Genomic DNA, 23,474 nt, shown 5'->3' with positions numbered 1-23,474 from the left:
GGAAAACTACTCCGCCGGCCGGGTCTCGGCCAAGGCGCTCTCTTCGTTGAACAGGAAGCCGCCGGACTGCCGCTTCCACAGCCGTGCATAAAGCCCGTCGAGCGCGACCAGCTCGTCATGCGTGCCTTGCTCGACGATGCGGCCGCCATCGAGCACCACCAGCCGGTCGAGCGCCGCGATGGTCGACAGCCGGTGCGCGATGGCGATGACCGTCTTGTTCTCCATCAACCTTGCCAGATTCTCCTGGATCGCCGCTTCGATGTCGGAATCGAGCGCTGAGGTCGCCTCGTCAAGCATCAGGATCGGTGCGTCCTTGAGAAAGACGCGAGCGATCGCCACGCGCTGGCGCTGGCCGCCCGAGAGCTTGACGCCGCGCTCGCCGACATAAGCCTCATAGCCGGTACGATCGCGATTGTCGCGCAGGCCGAGGATGAACTCGTGCGCCTCGGCCTTCTCCGCTGCCGCGATCACCTCGGCATCGGTCGCTGCCGGCATGCCGAGCTTGATGTTGTCGCGCAGCGAGCGGTGGAAAAGTGCCGTGTCCTGGCTGACGACGCCGATATTGGCGCGCAGCGAATTCTGCGTGGCCCTGGAGACGTCCTGCCCGTCAATGGCGATCTTGCCGCTCTCGAGGTCGTAGAGGCGCAGGATCAGATTGACCAACGTCGTCTTGCCGGCACCGGACGGCCCGACCAGCCCGACCTTTTCGCCCGGCCGCACCACCAGGTCGATGCCGTTGAGCACACCGAACCCCTTGCCGTAGTTGAATTCGACATTGCTTACGTCGATGCGCCCGCCGCCGACGACAAGCTCTTTCGCGCCCGGCGCATCGATCAGGCCGAGCGGCTGCGAGATCAGCGCCTTGGAATTCTCGAGCACGCCGAGGTTCCGCAAGATGCCGTTGAGCTGCATCATCAGCCGACCGAGCAGCATGTTCAGCCGCAACACCAGCGATAGTGTGAAAGCCACGCCGCCGACCGTGATCGAGCCCTCGACCCAGAGATAAACGGCAAAGCAGGCGATCGCGGTGATCATGATGCCCGACAGCATCGTCAGCGCCATGCGCACGCCGGTCAGCCGGCGGGTGAACGGGCGCAGCGCGTCGAGATAGATGTCGAAGCCGTTCCTGATATAGCGGTCGTCGCCATCGGCCGAGAACAGCTTCAGCGTCTGCACGTTCGAATAGGAATCGACGAGGCGGCCGGTGATCATCGAGCCGGCTTCGGCGGTTGCCTCGGCATGCTTCCGGATCGCCGGCAAATAGCGCCTGGCGAGCAGGCCGAAGGCAGCGATCCAGATCACCACCAGCACCGCCAGCCTGAGATCGAGCCCGGCGACCAGCGCCAGCGTCGTCACCGTATAGACGACCATGAACCAGACGACCTCGATGAAGCTTTCCATCAGATCGCCGGTCGCCTGTCCCGCCTGCCAGACCTTGGTCGCGATGCGCCCGGCAAAATCGTTCTGGAAGAAGGCGTAGGATTGCCGCGAGACATGGCGATGCGCCTGCCAGCGCACCAGATTATAGAAACCCGGCGTGATTGTCTGCTCGTCGACCAGCGCCGACAGGCCGACGACGATGGTGCGGATGACCAGCACCACAGCGATCATGAAGACAAGTTCGGGACCAGCGGCAGTCCACAAGGCGTGCCAGCTGCGTTCGCCGGGAAGCTGGTCGAGGATGTCGACCAGCCGCCCGACGAAGTAGAACAGTCCGGCTTCGACCAACGGCGCGATGCCGCCGATCACCAGCATGGCGAAGAAAGCGATCTTCGCCTGCCCGACATAGTGCCAGAGGAAACCCCTGACGCCGGCAGGTGGCCGAAGGTCCGCAGGCTCCCGGAACGGATAGACCCAGTTCTCGAACCAGCGGTAGATGGCAGGCATCATTCGGCGGCTTCACCCTTGGCGAGTGCATCGTTGGCGGCTGCATCGTTGGCAGAGGGGCCGTCGTCGAGCAGGAAGCCGCCCGACTGGCGTTGCCAGAGCTGGGCGTAGAGCCCGCTTTTGGCAACGAGTTCCTCATGCGAACCTTCCTCGATGACGCGGCCCTTGTCCATGACGACGAGTCGGTCCATGGCGGCGATCGTCGACAGCCGGTGCGCGATGGCGATGACGGTCTTGCCCTGCATCAGTCTGTAGAGGTTCTCCTGGATGGCCGCTTCGGCCTCGGAATCGAGTGCGGACGTCGCCTCGTCGAGAATGAGGATCGGCGCGTCCTTCAGCATAACGCGGGCAATGGCAATGCGTTGCCGCTGGCCGCCGGACAATTTGACGCCGCGATCGCCGACGTGCGCGTCGAAATTCTTGCGGCCACTGGCGTCCGAAAGCCCTGATATAAAATCAAGCGCTTCGGCGCGGCGTGCCGCCTCGATCAGCATCTCGTCGCTGGCGTCCGGCCGGCCATAGAGGATGTTCTCGCGCACCGACCGATGCAGCAGCGAGGTGTCCTGCGTGACCATGCCGATCTGGGCGCGCAGCGAGTCCTGCGTCACCGCCGCGATGTCCTGGTCGTCGATCAGTATCTTGCCGCTCTCAAGGTCGTAGAAGCGCAACAGAAGATTGACCAGCGTCGACTTGCCGGCACCCGAGCGACCCACGATGCCGACCTTTTCGCCCGGCTTCACTGTCAGCGACAGGTTTTCGATCACGCCTTTCTGCTTGCCGTAGTGGAAGCGGATGTCGTCGAAACGGATCTCCCCCCTGGTCACGGCAATATCCTTGGCTCCAGGCCGGTCTTCGACGAGGCGCGGCAGCGAGATCGAGCTGATGCCGTCCTGCACCGTTCCTATGTTCTCGAACAGGGTGGACATCTCCCACATGATCCATTGCGACATGCCCCACAGCCGAAGCACGAGGCCGATGACCAGGGCGACGGCCCCGATCGTCACCGCCTGGCCGAGCCACAGCCACAGCGAGATCGCCGTGACCGAGAACAACAGCAGCGAATTCAGGATGTAGAGCAGGCCGTAGAGCTGCGTCACCAGCCGCATCGACCGATAGACGGTATCGAGAAAGCCAGCCATGCCTTCCCGGGCGAAGGACGCTTCGCGCCGCGCATGCGAGAACAGCTTGACAGTCTGGATGTTGGAGTAGCTGTCGACGACGCGGCCGGTCATGGTCGAGCGCGCATTGGCCTGCTCCTCGCCGACCTTGCCCAGCCGCGGGATGAAATAGCGCAAGAGCAAGATATATCCGGCAAGCCAGACGGCAAGCGGCGCAGCCAGCCGCCAGTCGGCCGAGCCGACAATGAACAGCATGCCGAGAAAATAGACGACAATATAATTGAGCACGTCGATGAGCTTGATGACGCATTCGCGCACGGCGAGCGCCGTCTGCATCAGCTTGGTCGCGATGCGCCCGGCGAACTCGTCCTGATAGAAGCTCATCGATTGCTTGAGCAGGTAACGATGCACCTGCCAGCGGATACGCATCGGATAATTGCCCATCAGCGTCTGCTGGTTGAGCAACGAATGGAACCAGACCGTCGCCGGCAGCGCGAAAACCACGACGAAAGCCATGCCAGCGAGTTTCCAGCCCTCGGTCTGCAGGAACGTCTCGCGGTTCTGCGCCGACAGCCAGTCGACGATCCGGCCCATGAAGCCGAACATCCACACCTCGGCAAGGGCGATGGTCGTCACCAGCACCGCATCGACAGCGATGTAGGGCCATGCGCCGCGCGTATAATGCACGCAAAAGGCGATCAGCGTCCTCGGCGGCTCGACCGGTTCCGCAGCGGGAAACGGATCGAGCCTTTTTTCAAACCAGCTAAACATAGTGATGCTCACAACACCTGTTTCTGCTCACGCGGCACGGGAACGGACGAAGTGTCCAGACCGCATGGCGTCATGGACCGGCGATACGGAGTCATCCGCCTCGCCGGTCCTGCTTCGCGCAATATAGGTGGTCGCGGGCCTTTCGCCGACAGCCTCGTTTGACGATGCTGACGGCGTCGTTTTGACGATCCGGATTTTCGCGCCTGTTTTTGCACCAGGGCGGATCAGCCTAATAATCCGGCGCACCAGCGACGGCCGGCTATGGTCTGGAACGGCGCGCGAGAAATCGACGTCCGGCAGCATGCCGCGATGCGGACGCCCGCGGACCTCGGCGTGAACCGCCGACGAATAGGTCTCGCCGATTAAAAGCGCCCAGGTCGCAGTCTTGCGCTCGTGCAGGCTTCTTGAGCCGGGTATTCTACAGGGATCGAACATCGGTCCGTCCTCCAGTTGAAGATTCAGATAGAAAGGTGAACCAACCCGGGCCGCGGGCACGCGCCGCGCGGCGAGGGTGACATCGGTCGAAGCGCGTTCAGGTGGGGCGTTCAGCCCCTTCGACAGCTTGAAAAACATCGCAGGATTCCTTCGAAGGCCGAAATAGGTTTCGGCGGGAATCGGCGCGATTGAAGTCTAGAAGTTCAGGAGAATCGTCGTACCGAAACCGTCGTCGGGCTGGTAAGCCCACGAGAGGGGTGGTGGATGTGCATGGCCATCATGAATTACCCCTCCATCGGTTCGGGTTGACAATGAACGGCGTATAACCGACTTCGCAGAAAATGACCACCCGCCAGTCTAGGAATTTCCAAAACCGCGAGAGCTCTGTGGCTGATCTGCCACTTATTAGAAAGACGCGGAAATGAACGACCGTCTCCGCATTGCGCTCTTCCAGCCGGATATCGCCGGCAATACCGGGACAATCCTGCGCTTCGCCGCTTGCCTCGGCCTTGGGGTCGACATCATCGAACCGACCGGCTTCCCGCTCTCCGACCGGGCGCTGAAACGGGCCGGCATGGACTATCTCGAAATGGCGGCGCTGACCCGGCATGTCGACTGGCACGCCTTCGAGAATTGGCGCAAAGGCGAAGCGCGGCGGCTGGTGCTGCTGTCGACCAAAGCCGCGAGCGCCTATACGGATTTCGTCTTCGCCGGCGCCGACGTTCTTCTGTTCGGTCGCGAATCCGCAGGCGTTCCGGATCATGTCCACGAGGCGGCGGATGCGCGACTGATCATCCCGATGCAACCGGGCGCGCGCAGCATCAACGTTGCGCTTTCCGTTGCCATGGTGACCGGCGAAGCCATCCGGCAGCTCGGATAAGATCTGCAGACCTTCGGCAGGCGCAGCTATCACGGCCGCTTTCTGGCCGACAACTGCGCCCTCTCTTGTCATTCTAACCCAGGCGCACATCGCCTTCTCCTGCTGTTTGCCTATCCAGGGTTTCTTCGTTACAAGCTCAACTTAACTTGAGGTCAAGCGGAAAACTCCAATGACTGCGGCAACGGAATTGACAGTCGGCCAGGTGGCGGTGCGCAGCGGCGTCGCGGTGTCGGCGCTGCATTTCTACGAAGCGCGCGGGCTGATCCGCAGCCACCGCACATCAGGCAACCAGCGGCGTTACGGCCGCGACGTGCTGCGGCGTGTAGTGATAATCAGGATAGCGCAGGAGCTCGGCATATCGTTGGCCGAGATCGGCACAGCACTTCGATCACTGCCTGAAGGCCGAACGCCGACGCGCGAGGATTGGAATCTGCTGTCGACGGCTTGGCGCGACGAGCTCGACCAGAAGATCAGTCAGCTCAAGAAGCTGCGCGACGGGCTGACCGACTGTATCGGCTGCGGCTGCATGTCGATCGACAAATGCCCGCTGCGGAACAAGGGCGACCGGCTGAGCGCCCGCGGGCCGGGAGCGAGACGTTTGCTGATCGAGCGTTAATCGGCCGCCGGCAGCCGCCTGATGGTGAATTCGATGACATCGCCCGGCCGCTCGAACCAGCTTTCGATCTCGGTCCAATAGGCCTGCTTGGGAAAGCGCTCGAACCACTCTTTCGCCTTGAGGCGCGCATCGGAGCGCGGCAGCACGAAGGTTTCGCGCAGGAAGCCGTCGCGCGGCATGCGCGCGTTCTCGGCGCGCGAACGGTCGAGCCTTTTCTTCAGGCCATCCAACGGCGGTCTTGCCGGGGTGCGCAAGAAAGAACTGCATTCACACTTGACCCTAGCACCTAAGAGATTAGGGATCGCGGCCGAAAAAGACGAGTCATTTGTCGGGCGCGCCCGGCAACCGGAGACAGCATTTGCAACGACCCGAAATACCGGCCGGGCTGCCGGCCGACATCGAACAGAAAAAGATAAAGGCACGGCTGTGGTTCGAGACCTTGCGCGAGCGCATCTGCGCCAGCTTCGAGCAGATCGAGCAGGACCTGCAGGGGCCGCAGGCTAGCTGGTCGGCCGGCCGCTTCGAAAAGACGCCGTGGCAACGCGATGCCGGCATCGGCGGCGGCGGCATCATGTCGATGATGCATGGCCGCGTCTTCGAGAAGGTCGGCGTCCACACCTCGACCGTTCATGGCGAATTCTCGCCCGAGTTCAGGAAGCAGATGCCGGGCGCCGAAGACGAACCGTCCTTCTGGGCGAGCGGCATTTCGCTGATCGCCCATCCGTGGAACCCCAACGTGCCGGCCGTGCATATGAACACGCGCATGGTCGTCACCTCGCGCCAGTGGTTCGGCGGCGGCGCCGATCTGACGCCGGTGCTCGACCGCCGCCGCAGCCAGGACGATCCCGACACGATCGCCTTCCACAGGGCGATGCAATTTGCCTGCGAAAAGAACACCGCGGTCGCCGATTACGCGAAATTCAAGGCTTGGTGCGACGAGTATTTCTACCTGCCGCACCGCGACGAGCCGCGCGGCACCGGCGGCATCTTTTTCGACTGGTTGCATTCGGGCGAGGACAAGGGCGGCTGGGACGCCGATTTCAACTTCGTCCAGGACGTCGGGCGATCTTTTCTCGTCGTCTACGGGCATCTGGTGGGGTCCAACTTCAACGACAACTGGACCGACGGCGACCGTGACGAGCAGCTCATCCGCCGCGGCCGCTATGTCGAATTCAACTTGCTTCACGATCGCGGCACCATTTTCGGGCTGAAAACCGGCGGCAATGTCGCCTCAATCCTGTCCAGCCTGCCACCAGAGGTAAAATGGCCGTAAAATCTCGGTTAGCACGACGTGAACCGTAATCAGGTCAAAATCGTCGGATTTTGGCAGGGAATGTGGCGCGAAGAATATCTTTTTCGTCTAATATCCGTTTGAAATAACAAGGCTATTTGTCGTTTCCGGGTCGGGAAGCGCCGGCGGTTCGCCCCCGAACTGCGACTCGACGCAACCGGACGGCCCTGAGCGACGCGGAGCATTTTTCCCGAACGAATGCCCGCAATTTTCCAGGAGTACTTTACATGCGCAAGATTATTGTTTCGGCTGCCGCCGCTGCCCTTCTCGCTTCCGGTTCGGTTGCGTTTGCAGCTGTCAAGCACACCACCGGCACAATCAAGAGCTTCGACGCGACGGCGCTTAGCCTCGTTCTGGACAACGGATCTACCTTTACGCTGCCCAAGACCTTCAAGGATCCTGGCCTGAAGGCCGGCGAAAAGGTCCGCGTTTCGTGGGACATGAGCGGCAAGAACAAAATTGCCGAGGCAGTCAAGATCGTGAAGTGATGGCCTGCCCGCCGGAGCAAGACAGTCTTGCTCCGGGGTAGCGTAGGAGGGCGGAGCAGCGATGCTCCGCCTTTTTCGGTTCGGCTTGGCTTTCTGCCGGCAACCAAAACCATTCGATCGTGTTATGCTTGCTCGGCCATTGCATGACCCGAACACCGAAGCTGGTTTTCGACAAAGGATCATGCACGGAAAAAGTGCTGGAGCTTCCGTGTCAAAGCAGATGCCGGCGCTCCAAGGAGGAAAAAGGAGAATCCGATGAAGGAATTCCATTGCGGGTCGCTCGTACCCGGCTGCGAGTGGCACACACGCGCCGAGGAGGAGGCGGAGGTCATGCGCCGTGCCGTCGAGCATCTGCGCGAGACGCATGGCGAGACAGTGATCCGCGAGACGATGATCGAGGCCATTCGTTCGCGCATCGAGAATGTCCGCGACGCAGCGTGACGGCTAGGGTTCGAGTGCCTCTGCGGCGCGCTTGAGCAGCGCGCCGCGATCGAGTGCAAAACCGGACTCGACCCATTCCTTTTCAAGATTCTTCAAGGTCGCACCAAGCTTCGGCCCCGGTGATGCGCCAAGTGTTGTCAGATCGGCGCCCTTGAGCGGAAAGACAGGCCTCTGCCATTTTTCGGCAAAGGCAAGCAGGCGCGAAAAGCCGCCGGCTTCGAGCAGTGCGCCATTGTCTTCGACCGCGCGGGCTCGAGCGGAAGCGAGCGACAGCAGCAGCCGATCGCTAAAGCCTTGGCGGTCGCCGAAATAAAGCCTTTTCGCCAGCTCTCCTTCGGTGGTCTTCGGATCGACGGCAGCCGTTATCGCCCAGTGCCTCAGGCGGCCTGTCTCGCTCACGGACAGCCGCAATCTTTCGGCGAGTGTTTTCATGCGCGCGGCGTCCGGCGGCAAGATGGCTTCCAGCCTGAGCAGCGGGTCCGGCGCCCAGTCCAGGTCCCTCTCGGTCCTAGTCAGCCCGTGAATGGCATCGATGCCCCATTTCTCGCTTTCCGGCAAAACGCTGGTCAGAACGCCGGCCTGACGCATCCACAGCAGTGCGCGCGACGGATCGGGCGCCAACAGCAGCTTCTTCAACTCGGACCAGACACGCTCGGCCGAGAGCTGGCCAAGTCCTTGCTTGAGCCGGGCGCAGGCCTTCAGTCCCTCGGCATCCGGCCTGCCGTCGCCATACCAGGCGAAGAAGCGGAAGAAACGCAGGATGCGCAGATAATCCTCGCGGATGCGCGCTTCCGGATCGCCGATGAATCGCAGCCGCCGCGCTTCGATATCGGCAATGCCGCCGACCAGATCGACGACCGTTCCGTCGGCTTCGGCATAGAGCGCATTGATGGTGAAATCGCGCCGTTCCGCGTCGGCTTTCCAGTCACGGCCGAACGACACTTTGGCGCGGCGGCCGTCGGTTTCGATATCGGCGCGCAGCGTTGTGACCTCATAGGCCTTGCCGCTGGCAACGGCGGTGATGGTGCCGTGCTCGATGCCGGTCGGCACCGTCTTGAAGCCCGCCGCCTCGGCGCGCCGGATGGTTTCCTCGGGCACCGTGGTGGTGGCGATGTCGATGTCGGCGACCGGTTGGCCGATCAGCGCATTGCGCACCGCACCGCCGGCGACGCGCGCGTCCTCGCCGCCGTCGGTCAGCGCGGCGAGCAGGCGCTGCAGGTGGCTTTCGCCGAGCCAACCGGCCCTGCCCGCGATCGACACCGGATCGCTCACCTATAGAGCCTCTCGTAAAGCGTTCGGATGATGCCGGCGGTGACGCCCCAGATGCGCTGGCCGCCATAGGGCATCTCGTAAAAGAACCATTCGAGGTCGTTCCACATGCGGCTGTCTCTGGCGTGGTTGGCAGGGTCCATCAGAAAGCGTAGCGGCACCTCGAAGGCGGCATCGACTTCATCGGAATTCAGCGTCAGGCTGAAACCGGGCCGCACAATCCCGAGCACCGGGGCGATGCGATAGCCGCTGCCAGAGACGTAATCCGGCATGCGGCCGATGATCTCGATGTAATTCTTATCAAGACCGATCTCCTCGAATGTCTCGCGCAACGCCGCCGCCTCGGGGCTCACATCGGTTGGATCGATGGTTCCACCGGGGAAAGCCACCTGCCCCGAATGGTTGCGCAGTTTTTCCGCGCGCCTGGTCAAAAGGACCGTGGCCTCATGGCCATGGTCGACCACCGGGATCAGCACGGCGGCATCGCGCAACGCCTTGGCCAGCTTCAGCCTGGGATGGCCGGGATTGAAGCGGTGGTCGCCAAAATCATCGCCGGCATGCGCCTGCGGCTGCGCCGCGACGCGCCGGCGAAAATTCTCGGCCGAAAACGGCACCGGCATCACCTGATCCATCATAGGCGGTCCATCATGCGCTCAGCCGCTTCAGTTTCTCAGCCGGCATGATCGGATAGACCTCGCCTTTCGAATGGACGGCAAACATCGTCTTGCCACCGATGTCGATCTCTTCGCCGTGCTCGACCAGCTCGTACATCACCGGCCGCGCCACCAACGCCTCCAGTCGCCCGCGCACCAGCACATAGGGTTTCAGGCCACCGGTCTCGTCCTCATCGACGAAGCGCAGCGGATGCTCCGGCCCGGCCTCGACCACATCGCCGACATTGGTTCGGAAGGTGATGATTTGCCCGTCGCCGGCGCCCGACACATCCATCTCGACGGCGACGAACGGTGCATCGGCGACACGGATGCCGACCTTTTCCACCGGCGTCACCAGATAGGTCTTGCCGTCCTCGTCCTTGCGCAGCACCGAGGAAAAAAGCTGCACCAACGGCATCCGGCCGATCGGCGTTCCCAGATAAAACCAGGTGCCGTCCTGCTTGATCTCCATGTCGAGATCGCCGCAAAACGCTGGATTCCACCGTTCCACCGGCGCCGGCCCCTTGCCGGCGCGCGCCGCACGCGAGACCAGCGCCTCCAGCCCGCGCGGCTCGGTCGCGGCCGTCAGGCTCTCTTCACGATAGTCCGCGGCTTCTGTCATGGTCACGAAATAGTCACTGTTGTTCCGCTTGTCAGCCTAAGTCTGTGATTTAAGTTCATTGCAGGCTCCATGCGAGGCCGAATCGCGGCATTCTGCGGCACCCAAGGTGCCAAGCGGTATTTCCAATCAGAAGGATCGATGCTGCATGAGCGTTATGATCAAGGAAAGCCCGATCAGCGAAAAGGACATGGTGGAGCAGGCCGAGAAGGCGCTGGCCGACATTTCGAGGGTCCGCGACGGCGTCGGCCGGGTCATCTTCGGCCAGGAAAGTGTCGTCGAGCGCACGCTTGTGGCATTGCTCGCCGGCGGCCATGCGCTGCTGGTCGGCGTGCCCGGCCTCGCCAAGACCAAGCTGGTCGAAACGCTGGGCATCGTGCTCGGCCTCGATTCGCGCCGCATCCAGTTCACGCCCGACCTAATGCCATCCGACATTCTCGGCTCCGAGGTGATGGAGCAGGATGAATTCGGCAAGCGTTCGTTCCGCTTCATCTCCGGGCCGATCTTCGCGCAACTGCTGATGGCTGACGAGATCAACCGCGCCTCGCCGCGCACCCAGTCGGCGCTGCTGCAGTCGATGCAGGAATACCACGTCACCATTGCCGGCGTGCGCCATGACCTGCCGTCGCCGTTCCACGTTCTGGCGACGCAGAACCCGCTGGAGCAGGAAGGCACCTATCCACTGCCCGAGGCTCAGCTCGACCGTTTTCTGATGCAGGTCGACATCCTCTACCCCGAGATCGAGGCGGAGCGCCGCATCCTGCTGGAAACCACCGGCATCGAGGATGCCAAGGCCGAAAACGTGCTGCAGCCGGCGCGGCTGAAGGATATCCAGACGCTCATCCGCCGCATGCCGGTGCCGGAAAGCGTCGTCGAGGCGATCCTCAAGCTGGTGCGCTCGGCGCGCCCCGGCCAGGGCAACGCCGATACCGACAAGCACGTCGCCTGGGGCCCAGGCCCGCGCGCCAGTCAGGCGCTAACGCTGTGCGCCCGCGCCCGCGCCCTCTATGACGGCCGGCTGGCGCCGTCGGTCGACGACGTCCGCGCGCTGGCCGAGCCGGTGCTGCAGCACCGCATGGCGCTGACCTTCACCGCCCGCGCCGAGGGTACCACGGTGCGCGACGTGGTGGCGAAGCTCGCGAAAGGGATTTGATGGCGCGCATCGGCGAAGCCCAGGCACCGGCAGCGACGCGCGATGCGCTCGCCCGAGGCCGGTTGCGGGCGTCGCTGGTGCCGGACCTGCTGGTCGAGGCGCGCCGCATCGTCAACACGGTGATTGCTGGGTGGCATGGCCGCCGCAAGCGCGGCATCGGCGAGAATTTCTGGCAGTTCCGGCCCTATGTCGAAGGCGATTCCTCGCGCATCGACTGGCGCCGCTCGGCCCGCGACGACCACACCTATGTCCGCGACCGCGAATGGGAGGCCGCCCATACGGTGTGGCTGTGGGCCGACCCCTCGCCTTCCATGCTCTACAAATCGACCGGAACCAGCGTTTCCAAGGAATCGCGCGCCCTGGTGCTGGCGCTGGCCATGGCCGAGCTTTTGTCGCGCAGCGGCGAGCGCATTGCCTGGCCGGGCCTGACCGACCCGTTCACCGCCCGCAATGGCGCCGAGCGCATCGCGGCGCAGTTGATGCACGCTGCCGACCTGCCGGCAAAGCCCGACCTGTCCGGCATTCGCCGCTTCTGCGACATCGTCATCGTCAGCGATTTCCTCGACCCGGTCGAGGACACGATAGCCTGGCTGGACGTGCTCGCCCGCCACGGCGTGCGCGCCCATCTGATCGAGGTCGCCGATCCGGCCGAGGAAAGCTTCCCCTATGCCGGCCGCACCGAATTCACTGATCCTGAGACCGGCGACAAGCTGACCGCCGGCCGCGCCGAAATGCTGGGCGAGGAATATCGCCTGCTTTATGCCGCCCGCCGCCAGGAACTGGCCGGTTGGTGCAAACGGCTCGGCTGGAGCTATACCGTCAATCATACCGACCGCCTTGCCTCCGAGGCGCTGGTGCGCATCCACATGGCGATGACTGCCGACGGCAGCTTTGCCGGGAGGGCCAGCGCATGAGCTGGCTGCCGCTCTCCTTCGGGGCGCCGATGGTGCTGTGGGGCTTGCTGGCGCTGCCGGTGATCTGGTGGCTTCTGCGGTTGACCCCGCCCAGGCCGCAAACCGAGGTGTTTCCGCCGCTCAGGATTCTCGCCCGCGTGCTGAGGCGCGAAGAAACGCCGCAGCAGAGCCCTTGGTGGCTGACGCTGCTCAGGCTGCTGATGGCCGCGCTTATCGTGGCAGCACTTGCCGAACCCGTCTTCAACCCGCGCGAAAAGCTGCCGGCCGAGGGCGCTGCCCTGGCGCTGGTGATCGATAATGACTGGGCAAGCGCGGCCGACTGGGGCAAGCGCGTCGCCACCGCCGAGCGGCTGATCGCCGACGCCAATTCGAACGGCGTGCCGGTGCTCATCGCTTTCACCGCCGAAAAACCGAATGCCGAGATCGGCCCCTTCGATGCCGCTGCCGCGCTCAACCGGCTGCGCGCGGCAAAGCCGCGGCCGATCCCGACCGACCGTCCCGCCGTCTATGCCCGCGTCGCGACAGCCCTGGAAACGCTGCCAGGCGCCAGCGTCGCCGTGCTCGCCGATGGCCTGGCGGCGCAAGGCGACGAAGCCGCGTTCAACACGCTACTGTCGAAGAACGCGGCACGTGTCGTCTGGGCCGTCTCCGACCGGCTGTCGCTGACCGGCCTGACCGGCGCCGACAACCAGGTCGACGGCTTCGCCCTGACCGCCATCCGCGCACCCGGCGACCCGGCGCCTGCGCAAGTCACCGCCGGCGCCTTCGACGACAAGGGCCGCCGCATCGCCGACGCGACGCTGACCTTTGCTCCCGGCGTATCCACCGCTACCGGCACGATGGCAGTGCCGTTCGAACTGCGCAACGATTTCGCCTATATCGCGCTCGATGGCGAGCGCCAGGCCGGCGCCGTCCGCGTGCTCGATGAGAGTTCAAAACGCCGCCGCGTCGGGCTGCTGTCGCAGGCCGAGGCCGACCAGGCGCAACCGCTGCTGTCGCCGCTCTATTACATCCGCCGCGCCCTGCAGCCTTTCGCCGATCTGGTCGAGCCATCGAGCGTCGATCTCGCCGACGCCATCCCGCAACTGCTCGACCAGAAGCCGGCGATGATCGTCATGGCCGATGTCGGCACCATTCCGGAACAGGCGCGGCAAAGGCTGGTCGACTGGGTCGACAAGGGCGGCACGCTGGTGCGTTTTGCCGGCTCGCGGCTGGCCGCCGCCGGCAATGACGACGATCTGCTGCCGGTCCGGCTGCGCACAGGCGAGCGCTCGCTCGGCGGTGCACTATCATGGACGGCCCCACAGCCGGTCACCGAATTCCCGAAAACCGGCCCCTTCGCCGACCTCGCGCCGCCCAGCGAGGTCACAGTCACCAGGCAGGTGCTGGCCGAACCGACGCCCGACATTGTCGAGCGCACCTGGGCCACGCTTGCCGACGGCACGCCGCTGGTGACCGGGATGAAGAAGGACAAGGGTACGCTCGTGCTGTTCCACGTCACCCCCGAGGCGACATGGTCCAACCTGCCGATCTCCGGCAGCTTTGTCGAGATGCTGCGGCGCATCGTGCAACTGTCGCGCAACCAGGGCGCGGCGGTCGCCAATGCCGAAGCCGCCGCCACTTCGCTGGCGCCCTACCGCATGGTTGCCGCCGACGGCACGCTGGTGCCGCCGACGCCGGATGCCAGGCCGCTGGTGCCCGGCGCCGGCCCGCTGCCGGTGACGCTGGAAAACCCGCCCGGCCTGTATGGCTCCGAGACGGGGGTATTCGCCCACAATCTGCTCGGTGGCGACAGTACGTTCACGCCGCTGGCACGGCCTGAGATCACCGTGCCGGTCACCACCGTCCAGTATGCCTTCGACGAGCAGCGCAACCTCAAAGGTCCGCTGGTCACGGCGGCCCTGGTGCTGATGGTGCTCGACACGCTTGCCGTATTCTGGATGGGCGGCCTGTTGTCGCGCCGGCCGCGCCGTGCCGGCGCTGCCGCGACGGCAGCCGTCCTGCTGATTGCGCTCGGCGCGCTGGTTGGCCATGCCGACATCGCCCGCGCCGACGACGCCAAACCGGGCGATACGGAGGCCATCGGGGACATTTCAAAGACCCGGATCGCCTATGTGCTGACCGGCGAGCCGGGTGTCGATTCGATCAGCCGCGCCGGGCTCGAAGGCCTGACCCGCTTTCTCATCGAAAAGACCGCGCTCGAGCCCGGAGCACCGGCCGGCGTCGACATCTCGAAGGACGAACTGTCCTTCTACCCGCTGATCTACTGGCCGATCGACCCCTCCGCCCCGATGCCGAGCGAGGCCGCCATCGCCCGCATCGACGCCTACATGCAGCAGGGCGGAACGGTTTTGTTCGACACGCGCGACCAGTTCGCCAACGGCATTGGTGCGGATTCGACCAGCCCGGCGACGGAGCGGCTGCGCGACATCCTCGGCAACCTCAACGTGCCACCGCTGGAACCGGTGCCGTCGGACCACGTGCTGACCAAATCCTTCTACATCCTTCCAGAGTTTCCCGGCCGCTTTGCAGGCAGCCCGCTTTGGGTCGAGGCGTCTCTCGAAGCCAGCAACACCGAAAACCGCCCGGTGCGCACCGGCGACGGCGTTTCGCCAATCATGATCACCGCCAATGATTTCGCCGGCGCCTGGGCGGTCGACGAGAATGGCGACCCGCTATTGCCGACCGTGCCGTCGGATCCGATGCAGCGCATCTATGCGCTGCGCGCCGGCGTCAACATCATGATGTACATGCTGACCGGCAACTACAAATCCGACCAGGTGCACGTCCCGGTGCTGCTCGAACGGCTGGGGCAATAGACCATGAACTGGTCGCTCGCCTTCGAACCGCTCACCACCTGGCCGCTACTCGCCGTGGTTCTGGTGCCGCTGCTGCTGCTGGCGCTGGTCGGCCTTTGGTTTCGCCAGCGCGGCGCGATCTTCCGCCTGGCAGCCCTGATTGCCCTGACCGCGGCGCTGCTCAATCCGGTGTTCCTCGACGAAGAACGCGAGCCGCTGAAAAGCATCGTCGCCGTCGTCGTCGACTGCAGCCAGAGCCAGGATATCGGCGACCGCACCAAGCAGACCGACGCGGCGTTGGCCGGGCTTCAGCAGCGTCTCGGCCGCTTCAAGCAGTTCGACGTCCGTGTCGTCGAAGCCGGCAAGTCCGAAGCCGCCGACGAGCGCACCGAGACGCGGTTGTTTTCCTCGCTCGAAAATGCTTTCCGCGACGTGCCGCCGTCGCGTATCGGCGGCGCCATCATGGTCACCGATGGCGAGGTGCATGACGCGCCGCCCGGCGCACCCGACTTCAACGCGCCGCTGCATGCGCTGATTACCGGCAACGACCATGAAAAGGACCGCCGCATCCGCTTCGAGAACGCGCCGCGCTTCGGCCTCGTCGGCAAGCCGCTCGACATGACCTATCGCGTCATCGCCACCAACAACGAAACCGGCCCGGTCGATGTCCGCGTATCGGTGAACGGCGAGCAGGTATCGGTCGAGCACGCCAACATAGGCCAGGCGATGCCGCTGCAGGTGACCATTCCCAGCGCCGGGCGCAACATCGTCGAACTCGCCATCGACCACGAGCCGGGCGAACTCACCGACACCAACAACCGCACCATCGCGCTGATCGACGGCATCCGCGAAAATCTGCGCGTGCTGCTCGTTTCCGGCGAACCGCATGCCGGCGAGCGCACCTGGCGCAATTTGCTGAAATCCGACGCTTCGGTCGACCTCGTGCACTTCACCATCCTGCGCCCACCGGAAAAGCAGGACGGCACGCCGATCAACGAATTGTCGCTGATCGCCTTCCCGACCCGCGAGCTGTTCGTCGAGAAGATCAAGGATTTCGACCTGATCATCTTCGACCGCTATCAGCACCGCGACGTGCTGCCGATCCTCTATTACGATTACATCTCCGAATATGTCGAAAAAGGCGGCGCGCTGCTGATCGCGGCAGGCCCCGAATATGCCGGCGAAAGCTCGATCGCCCGCACGCCGCTGATGTCGGCGCTGCCGGCAATGCCGACCGGCGAGGTCATCGACAAGGCGTTCTACCCACGTCTCACCGATACCGGCCAGCGTCATCCGGTCACGCGCGGGCTCGATGGCTCCGCGACCGAGCCGCCGCACTGGAGCCGCTGGTTCCGAACCATCGGCGTCGAGAACCCCGAGGGCGAGGTGGTGATGAAGGGCGCTGACAACCGGCCGCTGCTGCTGCTCGACCGCAAGGGCGAAGGTCGCGTCGGCATGCTTCTGTCCGACCAGGGCTGGCTGTGGGCGCGCGGCTTCGAGGGTGGCGGCCCGCATGTCCAGCTCTACCGGCGTATCGCCCACTGGCTGATGAAGGAGCCTGAGCTCGAAGAGGAGCGGCTGACCGCCGACGGCCGCGGCATGGTGCTGGAAATCCGCCGCCAGACGATGAGCGACGACCCCGGCCCGGCGCAAGTCATTACGCCATCCGGCAAGGCGCTGATCGTCAGGCTCGAGAAATCCGAACCAGGCGTCTTCCTCGGCAGTGTCGAGACCAGCGAAATCGGTCTCTATCAGGTCGGCAATGGCGACCTGACCGCATTGGCCCATGTCGGGCCGGTCAACGCGCCGGAATTCACCGACGTCGTCTCCACCGAGACCCGGCTGAAACCACCGGCTGAGGCAACCGGCGGCAGCGTTCGCCGGCTGGCGCCGGCCTCGGCACTTGGCAATCTCACCAGCACGGTCACGCTGCCCTCTATCGTCCCAGTGCGTTCCTCGGGCGCGGCTTCCGGCAATGACTGGATCGGCCTGCGCACCACCGACGACAGCGTGCTCAAGGCCGTCTCGCGCGTGCCGCTGTTTGGCGGCTTCCTCGGCCTCGGCCTGCTGCTTCTGGCAATGGGCTCGATGTGGTACCGCGAAGGGCGGTAGCACCTCTTAACTTCTCCCCTGTCGGGCCCGAAGGGCGGGCGAGCCCCGTGACTCGCCCGGGCGGTGGATTGGCGCGCAGCGCCAAGATGGTTTAGCGGGGTGCTGGACGAAAGGGTAGCTGCCAAGCTCGAGCACCCTCATCCGACCGAGCTTCGCTCGGCCACCTTCTCCCACAAGGGGAGAAGGAAGAAAGCGAACCGCTCTACTCCTCCGGCTCCGTCGTGAACATCAGCGGGTAGCCCTTGGCCTTGCCGGCATCGGTTGCCCGCGCCGCCTTGGTCTCTGCGACATCCCTGGTGAAGACGGCGACGACGCAGACGCCGCGCCGGTGCGCGGTGATCATTACCCTATGCGCCTGGTCTTCACTGAGCTTGAACTCGGCCTTCAGCACCGTCACGACGAACTCGCGCGGTGTGAAATCGTCATTGACCAGGATCACCTTGTAGAGCTTCGGCCGTTCGACCTTCGGCTTCGTGCTGGTACCGGGTTTTGTCGTGATTTCAGGCATCGGACCAGCAATTGCATGCGACAGCTTTGCGGTCATTTTGGCATGGGCAACAGCGGTCGTCCATTCAACCGCACGCGATCGGTTTCCCGGCCGTGCAGTTCACAAGTCCGTGCCTATGTGGGAACTGCCGGCTGGCGTTCAACGGGCGAGTGGGCCGGGAACGCCGTACTGTCTCGCACGCAACAAAAAGACGACCGCTCCAGGCAAATCGCAACTGGAGCGGTCTTCTCTTGGGGTAAAAGATGTCGCTTGATCAGGCCTTCGGAGCTGCCTTGACCGCGTGCTTCTTGTGCTTCTTGACGGTCTTCTTGGCAGCGACCTTCTTCACGGCCTTGGCCGGCGCAGTCGTCGTTGTGGTCGTCGCAGCCGGGGTGGTGGTAGCAGCATTGGCGCTGCTGGCGCCGAGAACCGGCATCGAGAAGGCCAGCGCGATGGCGAGACCGAGGGCGGAGAGGAGGGACTTTTTCATGGCTTCACTTCCTTTTTTGTGCAGATCGGATTGAGTGTCACTGAACGGGATCGATCGGTGTCACTCCAAGCAGCTTCAAAGCGTTCGCGAGCGTCCGGATTCCCTGTGCCTGTTTCTTGTTGGCGCAGAACCGGTTTCCCTTTCTTTGAAGTGCTTTCGCCGCGGTGACCTGCGTTGCCGCGGCATGGGTTTCGAGGGCTTCGTCAAACTGGCGGTTCAGATCGATGCAACGCTCGCTGCGGGTGGTCGCCACCTTTGCATCGGCCGCCTTTGCATTGGCCACCTTCGCATCGGCCAGCTTTGCATCGGCTTGTTCGACCGCGGCCGTGACGAGCGAAATGGAAAGCAACGCACCCATCAGACTGATCGAGAACCTTTGCATTGGTCTGTCCGTAATCCCGTAACGCGTGTCGCAGCCGATGATCTGACCGCCACGGCACCACTTATGCCTTTGATTTTTTTCGGCAGTTTTTCCGGATTGTAGAATTTTGTTTCTGGATTGTTTCTGGGCAGCCCGGATCGAGCCACCGATCTCCACTGGCCAACTTATGGCCTGAATTCTATCGTCTGGCTGACGGCCGAAGCACGGCTTGGGCGATCCACAAATGACAGGTTCCTTGTGAAATCCGACCCCCACATACTGATCGTCGACGACGACAAGGGCATTCGCGACCTGCTTCAGGAGTTTTTCCAGAAGCGGGGGCTGCACACGCTGGTTGCCGCCGACGGCATCGAGATGGAAACCATCCTGCGCCGCGCCCAGGTCGATCTTATCGTTCTGGACGTCATGCTGCCCGGCAAGAGCGGGCTGGAACTCTGCCGCGAGCTGCGCACCAATTATTCCACGCCGATCATCATGCTGACCGCGGTCACCGAGACCACCGACCGCGTGGTTGGCCTGGAGATGGGCGCCGACGACTACGTGCCGAAACCCTTCGATCCGCGCGAGCTGCTCGCACGCATCCGTGCCGTCTTGAGACGCAATGGCGCCGCCGAGCCGCGACGCGCCGCCTCGCGGCAGATCTACCATTTCGCCGGCTGGACGATGGACTGTTCGCGCCGCCGGCTGATGGCGCCCGGCGATGTCAGGATCGAGCTGACGATGGCCGAGTTCAATCTCCTGCAGACCTTCGTCAAGAGCGCGCAGCGCGTACTGAGCCGCGAGCAGCTGATCGAGCTGTCCGGCGGCGACAGCGGCTACAGCTTCGACCGCAGCGTCGACATTCTGGTCAGCCGGCTGCGGCGCAAGATGGAGGACGACCCGAAAACGCCGAAGTTGATCCTGACTGTGCGCAGCGGCGGCTATCAGTTCCTGCCTGAGACGACCTCCGAATGAGACGCATCCTGCCGCAAACGCTGCCGGTCTGGGTGCTGCTCATCGTCATCGCCGGCCTGCTGATCAGCCAGATCGCGACCCTCTACATCGTTTCGCGCGACCGTGCCGCCGCCAATGACGTCGTCGATCTCTACCGGCTGAACGACCGCGCCTTCTCGCTGGTACAGCTGATGCATGACGCCACCCCCGAACAGCGCAAGGCGACGGCCTCCGGCCTGTTCAACGCCACTTACGCGCTCACCGTCTCCGGCACGCCCGCTGTTACTTCGTCGATAGCCGGCGACGACGAGCTGGCCGAATTGGAGGACATATTGGTCGGCCGGCTATCGAAGTTCGGCATCACCGACGCGCGGGTCCGCCGCGATCCGGCAACGCACGAAGCCGACGCTCCCGGTGGGACGGTCGCCGGCCCCGATATCGGCCAGGTCGAGCGCGACCTGCTGGTGCTGGCGGCCGATTTCGCCCAGAGCGACAAGCTGACCGCTTCGCTTCGCTTTGCCGACGGCCAATGGCTGAACTTCACCGAGCCGAACACACCGGCCGGACCGATACTGAGCTTCGATAGCCTGCCGCTCTATGCCTTGATCGCCGGGCTGGTGGTGGCTTCCTCGATCTGGTCGCTGCGCCGGCTGACGGCGCCCTACCGGATGATGGAGACCGCGGTGAAGCGGATCGGCGAGGACGTGAAAAGCCCGCCGATCGCCGAGAGCGGCAGCCGCGAGGTGCGTACCGCGGCAAAGGCGGTCAATGCCATGCAGGCGAGGCTGCGCGCCTACGTCGAGGACCGCGAGCATCTTGCGGCCGCACTGGCGCACGACCTGCGCACGCCGCTGACCAGGATGCGGCTGCGCCTCGAACTGCTGAGGAATTCGTCCGTCCGCGCCGCACTGGCGCACGACCTCGCCGACATCGAAGGCATTGCCAGCTCGGTCATCGACTTCGCCACCTTCGAAGTGACCGAGGAAAAGAGCGAGAGGATCGATTTCTGGTCGCTGGTGGAATCGATCGCCGACGGCTTCGACGAGGTCTCCTTCGACAATGACGACGCGCGCTCGCGCGGCCTGATCTGCATGGCGCGGCCGGTCGCGCTCCGGCGCTGCGTCACCAACCTCGTCCAGAACGCCGTGACCTATGGCAAGAGGGCGCATCTCAGCCTGCGTCAATCAGGCAAGACAATCACGCTGGCGATCCATGACGAAGGGCCGGGCATACCGCAAGCCGAGCTCGACGCCGTGTTCGGCTCGTTCGTGCGCCTGGAACAGTCGCGCAACCGTCAGACCGGCGGCCTCGGCCTCGGCCTGACCATAGCCCGCAACATCGCCCGCGCCGCCGGCGGTGAAGTCAGCCTGTCCAACCATCCCGATGGCGGCCTGTTGACGGAACTGAGATTGCCGCTGGCGGTTTAGCTTGCGGTATCGGGCTAAGCCGGCGTTCCTTCGCGCCCCCCCTCTGCCCTGCCGGGCATCTCCCCCACGTGGGGGAGATTGGCAGTTTCGCTGACGGCGACTTTTCTTTGAAGTTTGGAGTGGCGAAACCGGCCATGACAGCCAATTTCCTCCTTGTGGGGAGATGTCCGGCAGGACAGAGGCGGACGCGACCAAGCTCGGCCTTGTTTTTCTAGCGCCGCAACACTGCGCTCAGAACGTCCCTGACGCCGATCGCGCCGACGAAGCGCGACTGGTCGTCGAACAGCGCAACGGGTGCGGTCTGCGAACGGTGCATGGCCAGCATCACGGTCTTCAGCGAAGTGCCGGGATTGGCCCAGAACACCTGCGCCGTCTCCTCCGGCTGGGCCTCGACATCGGCGCAGGAGACCCACACCGCCGGCTTGCCGTCGCGCTCGGCCGCTGCCACCAACCCATGCTCGTCGATCTTGAAGCGTGTCGTCTTGCGCCGATCGAGCCACACCCAGCCGTCCTCTCCGTGCTCGAGGTCGCGACGGTCGCGCATGACGTTCCAGGCGGTCAGCACCGAAAGCGGGTTCACATTGGCGATGAAGTCGCGGACATAGTCGTTGGCAGGCCGCAGCACGATGTCTTCCGGCGCACCGGTCTGCACGATGCGCCCGCCCTCCATGATGGTGATGTGAGTGCCGATCTTCAGCGCCTCCTCGAGATCGTGGCTGACGAAGATGATGGTCTTCTTCAGCTCGGCCTGAAGCTGCAGCAGCTCGTCCTGCAGCTTGGTCCGGATCAGCGGATCGAGTGCCGAGAACGGCTCGTCCATCAACAGGATCGGCGCCTCGGTGGCGAAGGCGCGCGCCAGGCCGACGCGCTGCTGCATGCCGCCGGAAAGCTCATGCGCGTATTTCTTCGACCACTGGTCGAGATGAACCAGCTTCAGCTGTTTGGTCACCCGCTTCTTGCGCTCGGCTTCAGGCACGCCGGCGAGCTCGAGGCCGAGGCCGACATTTTCCTCCACTGTGCGCCACGGCAGCAGGCCGAACTGCTGAAACACCATCGCCACCTGTTTCTGCCGCAACCGCCGAAGCGTCGCCTCGTCGCAGGTGACAACGTCGACCGTGCCGTCGCCGTCCTTGACCAGCACCTGGCCGCGCGAGACCACGTTCAGCCGGTTGACGGCTCTGAGCAGCGTCGATTTGCCGGAGCCGGAAAGCCCCATCAGCACCGAGATCTCACCCTCATGCACGGTGAGGCTGGCGCCGGCGCAGCCCAGCACGTTGCCGGTCTGTTCGAGGATCTCGGCGCGAGTGGCGCCGCTGTCGATCAGCGCCAGCGAGCCTGCCTGGTCGGCGCCGAAGACGATGTCGACATTTCTGAAATCGACGGCGACGGTCATTTCTTGCCTCCCACGCCGATGCGCGTCATTCGGTCGAGCACGATGGCGAGCACGACGATGGCCAGCCCTGCCTCAAGCCCGAGGTCGATTTTCCTGGAACCCAACGCGCGGTTGATCTCGGTGCCGAGGCCGCCGGCGCCGATGAGAGCGGCGAACACCACCATCGACAGCGACAGCATGATCGACTGGGTCAAGCCGGCCATGATGGTGGGCAGCGCCGAAGGCAATTCGACCTTCCACAGCAGTTGGCGCCTGGTGGCACCGAAGGCCTCGCCGGCCTCGATGATCGATTTCGGCACCGAGGTGACGCCGAGATGGGTGAGACGGACCGAGGTCGGGATGACGAAGATGATGGTGACGATGAGGCCGGGAGCGTTGCCGAGCCCGAACAATGTCAGCACCGGGATCAGGTAGACGAAGGTCGGTAGCGTCTGCATCAGGTCGAGCACCGGCAGCATGATGCGGTAGACCTTCGGCTTGTGCGCGGCCCAGATGCCGAGCGGCACGCCGATGGCCATCGAGGTGGCGGCGGCGGCAACCACCAGCACCAGCGTCTCCACCGTCTGCTTCCACAGGTTCTGGTTGAGGATGAACAGCAGTCCGAGGAAGACGGCCAATGCCAGCCCCTTCGAACGCTGCAGGGCATAGGCGAGCAATGCGATCAGCGCGATGAGCAGGACGGGCGGCAACAGAAGAAGTCCGTCGACCATCCCGTCGAGCAGGAAATTTAGACCATTGGAAAAGGCCCTCAGGACGGTGTTGAAATTGTCGGTGAGGAAGGTGAAGAAGGCCTTTCCCCAAGCGCCTACGGGGATCTTGTAGCTGACCAGGAATTTTGAAATCGGATCCATCTTCCCCTCTTCTGTCGGCGCGCCATCCTAGCCGGACGGTCATCTTGTCACAGCACATGAAAAAGG

General features: G+C 64.0%; 23 protein-coding genes. 11 read left to right on the top strand and 12 right to left on the bottom strand.

What is annotated here, in order from left to right; translation table 11 throughout:
• Positions 1-6 precede the first annotated feature (6 nt).
• From NKI85_RS09630 to NKI85_RS09620, 3 genes are read right to left on the bottom strand one after another with little or no spacing between them, the layout of a single operon-like run.
• Positions 7-1,890 (bottom strand): ABC transporter ATP-binding protein, encoded by a 1,884-nt coding sequence (locus tag NKI85_RS09630; RefSeq protein WP_352523151.1) that lies wholly within the window; start codon positions 1,888-1,890, stop codon positions 7-9.
• Positions 1,887-3,776: an ABC transporter ATP-binding protein gene (locus NKI85_RS09625; protein WP_352523149.1), complete on the bottom strand. Its 1,890-nt coding sequence runs from the start codon at positions 3,774-3,776 to the stop codon at positions 1,887-1,889. Before NKI85_RS09625 ends, NKI85_RS09630 begins: the two co-directional genes overlap by 4 nt.
• A 27-nt stretch (positions 3,777-3,803) precedes the next feature.
• Positions 3,804-4,349 (bottom strand): hypothetical protein, encoded by a 546-nt coding sequence (locus NKI85_RS09620; RefSeq protein WP_352776670.1) that lies wholly within the window; start codon positions 4,347-4,349, stop codon positions 3,804-3,806.
• Positions 4,350-4,632: 283 nt separating this feature from the next.
• On the opposite strand from NKI85_RS09620, the gene NKI85_RS09615 reads away from it, so the two are divergent.
• The gene (locus tag NKI85_RS09615) at positions 4,633-5,091 is read left to right on the top strand and encodes a tRNA (cytidine(34)-2'-O)-methyltransferase (protein ID WP_352523147.1); all 459 of its coding nucleotides are present in this window, start codon (positions 4,633-4,635) and stop codon (positions 5,089-5,091) included.
• 169 nt (positions 5,092-5,260) lie between these two features.
• Positions 5,261-5,707 (top strand): redox-sensitive transcriptional activator SoxR, encoded by a 447-nt coding sequence (gene soxR / locus NKI85_RS09610; protein ID WP_352776669.1) that lies wholly within the window; start codon positions 5,261-5,263, stop codon positions 5,705-5,707.
• Here soxR and NKI85_RS09605 read toward each other — a convergent pair.
• Positions 5,704-5,961 (bottom strand): hypothetical protein, encoded by a 258-nt coding sequence (locus NKI85_RS09605; protein WP_023679487.1) that lies wholly within the window; start codon positions 5,959-5,961, stop codon positions 5,704-5,706. The genes soxR and NKI85_RS09605 overlap by 4 nt on opposite strands.
• Positions 5,962-6,065: 104 nt before the next feature.
• Here NKI85_RS09605 and hemF point away from each other — a divergent pair, with 104 nt between their 5' ends.
• The 3 genes from hemF (at position 6,066) to NKI85_RS09590 (ending at position 7,927) form a co-directional block, all read left to right on the top strand.
• The gene (hemF, locus tag NKI85_RS09600) at positions 6,066-6,980 is read left to right on the top strand and encodes an oxygen-dependent coproporphyrinogen oxidase (RefSeq protein ID WP_352776668.1); all 915 of its coding nucleotides are present in this window, start codon (positions 6,066-6,068) and stop codon (positions 6,978-6,980) included.
• Between the two features lie 245 nt (positions 6,981-7,225).
• The gene (locus tag NKI85_RS09595; RefSeq protein ID WP_352523144.1) at positions 7,226-7,486 is read left to right on the top strand and encodes a DUF1344 domain-containing protein; all 261 of its coding nucleotides are present in this window, start codon (positions 7,226-7,228) and stop codon (positions 7,484-7,486) included.
• A 255-nt stretch (positions 7,487-7,741) separates the two neighbouring features.
• Complete coding sequence (locus tag NKI85_RS09590) at positions 7,742-7,927, top strand: DUF1059 domain-containing protein (RefSeq protein WP_352523142.1); 186 nt, start codon at positions 7,742-7,744, stop codon at positions 7,925-7,927.
• 3 nt (positions 7,928-7,930) lie between these two features.
• On the opposite strand, the gene NKI85_RS09585 is transcribed toward NKI85_RS09590, so the two are convergent.
• From NKI85_RS09585 to NKI85_RS09575, 3 genes are read right to left on the bottom strand one after another with little or no spacing between them, the layout of a single operon-like run.
• Entirely contained in the window at positions 7,931-9,199 is a 1,269-nt protein-coding gene (locus NKI85_RS09585) for a CCA tRNA nucleotidyltransferase (RefSeq protein ID WP_352523141.1), read from the bottom strand.
• Positions 9,196-9,828 (bottom strand): CoA pyrophosphatase, encoded by a 633-nt coding sequence (locus NKI85_RS09580; RefSeq protein ID WP_352523397.1) that lies wholly within the window; start codon positions 9,826-9,828, stop codon positions 9,196-9,198. The genes NKI85_RS09585 and NKI85_RS09580 overlap by 4 nt, the downstream gene beginning before the upstream one ends.
• 13 nt (positions 9,829-9,841) lie before the next feature.
• A complete protein-coding gene (locus NKI85_RS09575; protein WP_352523396.1) occupies positions 9,842-10,471 on the bottom strand; it encodes a DUF1285 domain-containing protein in 630 nt (209 codons plus the stop codon).
• A 145-nt stretch (positions 10,472-10,616) separates the two neighbouring features.
• On the opposite strand from NKI85_RS09575, the gene NKI85_RS09570 reads away from it, so the two are divergent.
• Genes NKI85_RS09570 through NKI85_RS09555 form a run of 4 tightly spaced genes read left to right on the top strand, consistent with a single transcriptional unit; the run spans position 10,617 to position 17,445 of the window.
• Positions 10,617-11,621 (top strand): AAA family ATPase, encoded by a 1,005-nt coding sequence (locus NKI85_RS09570; protein ID WP_352523140.1) that lies wholly within the window; start codon positions 10,617-10,619, stop codon positions 11,619-11,621.
• Entirely contained in the window at positions 11,621-12,535 is a 915-nt protein-coding gene (locus NKI85_RS09565) for a DUF58 domain-containing protein (protein WP_352523139.1), read from the top strand. Before NKI85_RS09570 ends, NKI85_RS09565 begins: the two co-directional genes overlap by 1 nt.
• Positions 12,532-15,354 carry a DUF4159 domain-containing protein gene (locus NKI85_RS09560; RefSeq protein WP_352523138.1) on the top strand — a complete coding sequence of 941 codons (2,823 nt, stop codon included), beginning with the start codon at positions 12,532-12,534 and terminating at the stop codon, positions 15,352-15,354. The genes NKI85_RS09565 and NKI85_RS09560 overlap by 4 nt, the downstream gene beginning before the upstream one ends.
• A gap of 3 nt (positions 15,355-15,357) precedes the next feature.
• Complete coding sequence (locus NKI85_RS09555; RefSeq protein ID WP_352776667.1) at positions 15,358-17,445, top strand: hypothetical protein; 2,088 nt, start codon at positions 15,358-15,360, stop codon at positions 17,443-17,445.
• Between the two features lie 202 nt (positions 17,446-17,647).
• Here the strand turns inward: NKI85_RS09555 and clpS are convergent, their stop codons facing one another.
• From clpS to NKI85_RS09540, 3 genes are all read right to left on the bottom strand, one after another.
• A complete protein-coding gene (gene clpS, locus NKI85_RS09550; protein WP_352523136.1) occupies positions 17,648-17,953 on the bottom strand; it encodes an ATP-dependent Clp protease adapter ClpS in 306 nt (101 codons plus the stop codon).
• Between the two features lie 253 nt (positions 17,954-18,206).
• Positions 18,207-18,422 (bottom strand): hypothetical protein, encoded by a 216-nt coding sequence (locus NKI85_RS09545; RefSeq protein ID WP_352523135.1) that lies wholly within the window; start codon positions 18,420-18,422, stop codon positions 18,207-18,209.
• 37 nt (positions 18,423-18,459) lie between these two features.
• Positions 18,460-18,804, bottom strand: coding sequence for a hypothetical protein (locus NKI85_RS09540; protein WP_352523395.1), 345 nt, complete (start codon positions 18,802-18,804; stop codon positions 18,460-18,462).
• 237 nt (positions 18,805-19,041) lie between these two features.
• On the opposite strand from NKI85_RS09540, the gene NKI85_RS09535 reads away from it, so the two are divergent.
• Together NKI85_RS09535 and NKI85_RS09530 are read left to right on the top strand one after the other, a co-directional pair.
• Positions 19,042-19,758 (top strand): response regulator, encoded by a 717-nt coding sequence (locus NKI85_RS09535; RefSeq protein WP_352523134.1) that lies wholly within the window; start codon positions 19,042-19,044, stop codon positions 19,756-19,758.
• A complete protein-coding gene (locus NKI85_RS09530) occupies positions 19,755-21,164 on the top strand; it encodes an ATP-binding protein (protein WP_352523133.1) in 1,410 nt (469 codons plus the stop codon). The genes NKI85_RS09535 and NKI85_RS09530 overlap by 4 nt, the downstream gene beginning before the upstream one ends.
• 211 nt (positions 21,165-21,375) lie before the next feature.
• Here NKI85_RS09530 and choV read toward each other — a convergent pair whose 3' ends face one another.
• Both choV and choW read right to left on the bottom strand, forming a co-directional pair.
• Positions 21,376-22,557, bottom strand: a complete 1,182-nt coding sequence (choV, locus tag NKI85_RS09525; protein ID WP_352523132.1) for a choline ABC transporter ATP-binding protein — start codon at positions 22,555-22,557, stop codon at positions 21,376-21,378.
• Positions 22,554-23,408, bottom strand: a complete 855-nt coding sequence (gene choW, locus NKI85_RS09520) for a choline ABC transporter permease subunit (protein WP_352523131.1) — start codon at positions 23,406-23,408, stop codon at positions 22,554-22,556. The genes choV and choW overlap by 4 nt, the downstream gene beginning before the upstream one ends.
• Between the last annotated feature and the right edge of the window lie 66 nt (positions 23,409-23,474).

Source organism: Mesorhizobium sp. M0571 (assembly GCF_040320985.1).
Classification (GTDB): domain Bacteria; phylum Pseudomonadota; class Alphaproteobacteria; order Rhizobiales; family Rhizobiaceae; genus Mesorhizobium.
This window is presented reverse-complemented; position numbering and strand designations above follow the sequence as displayed.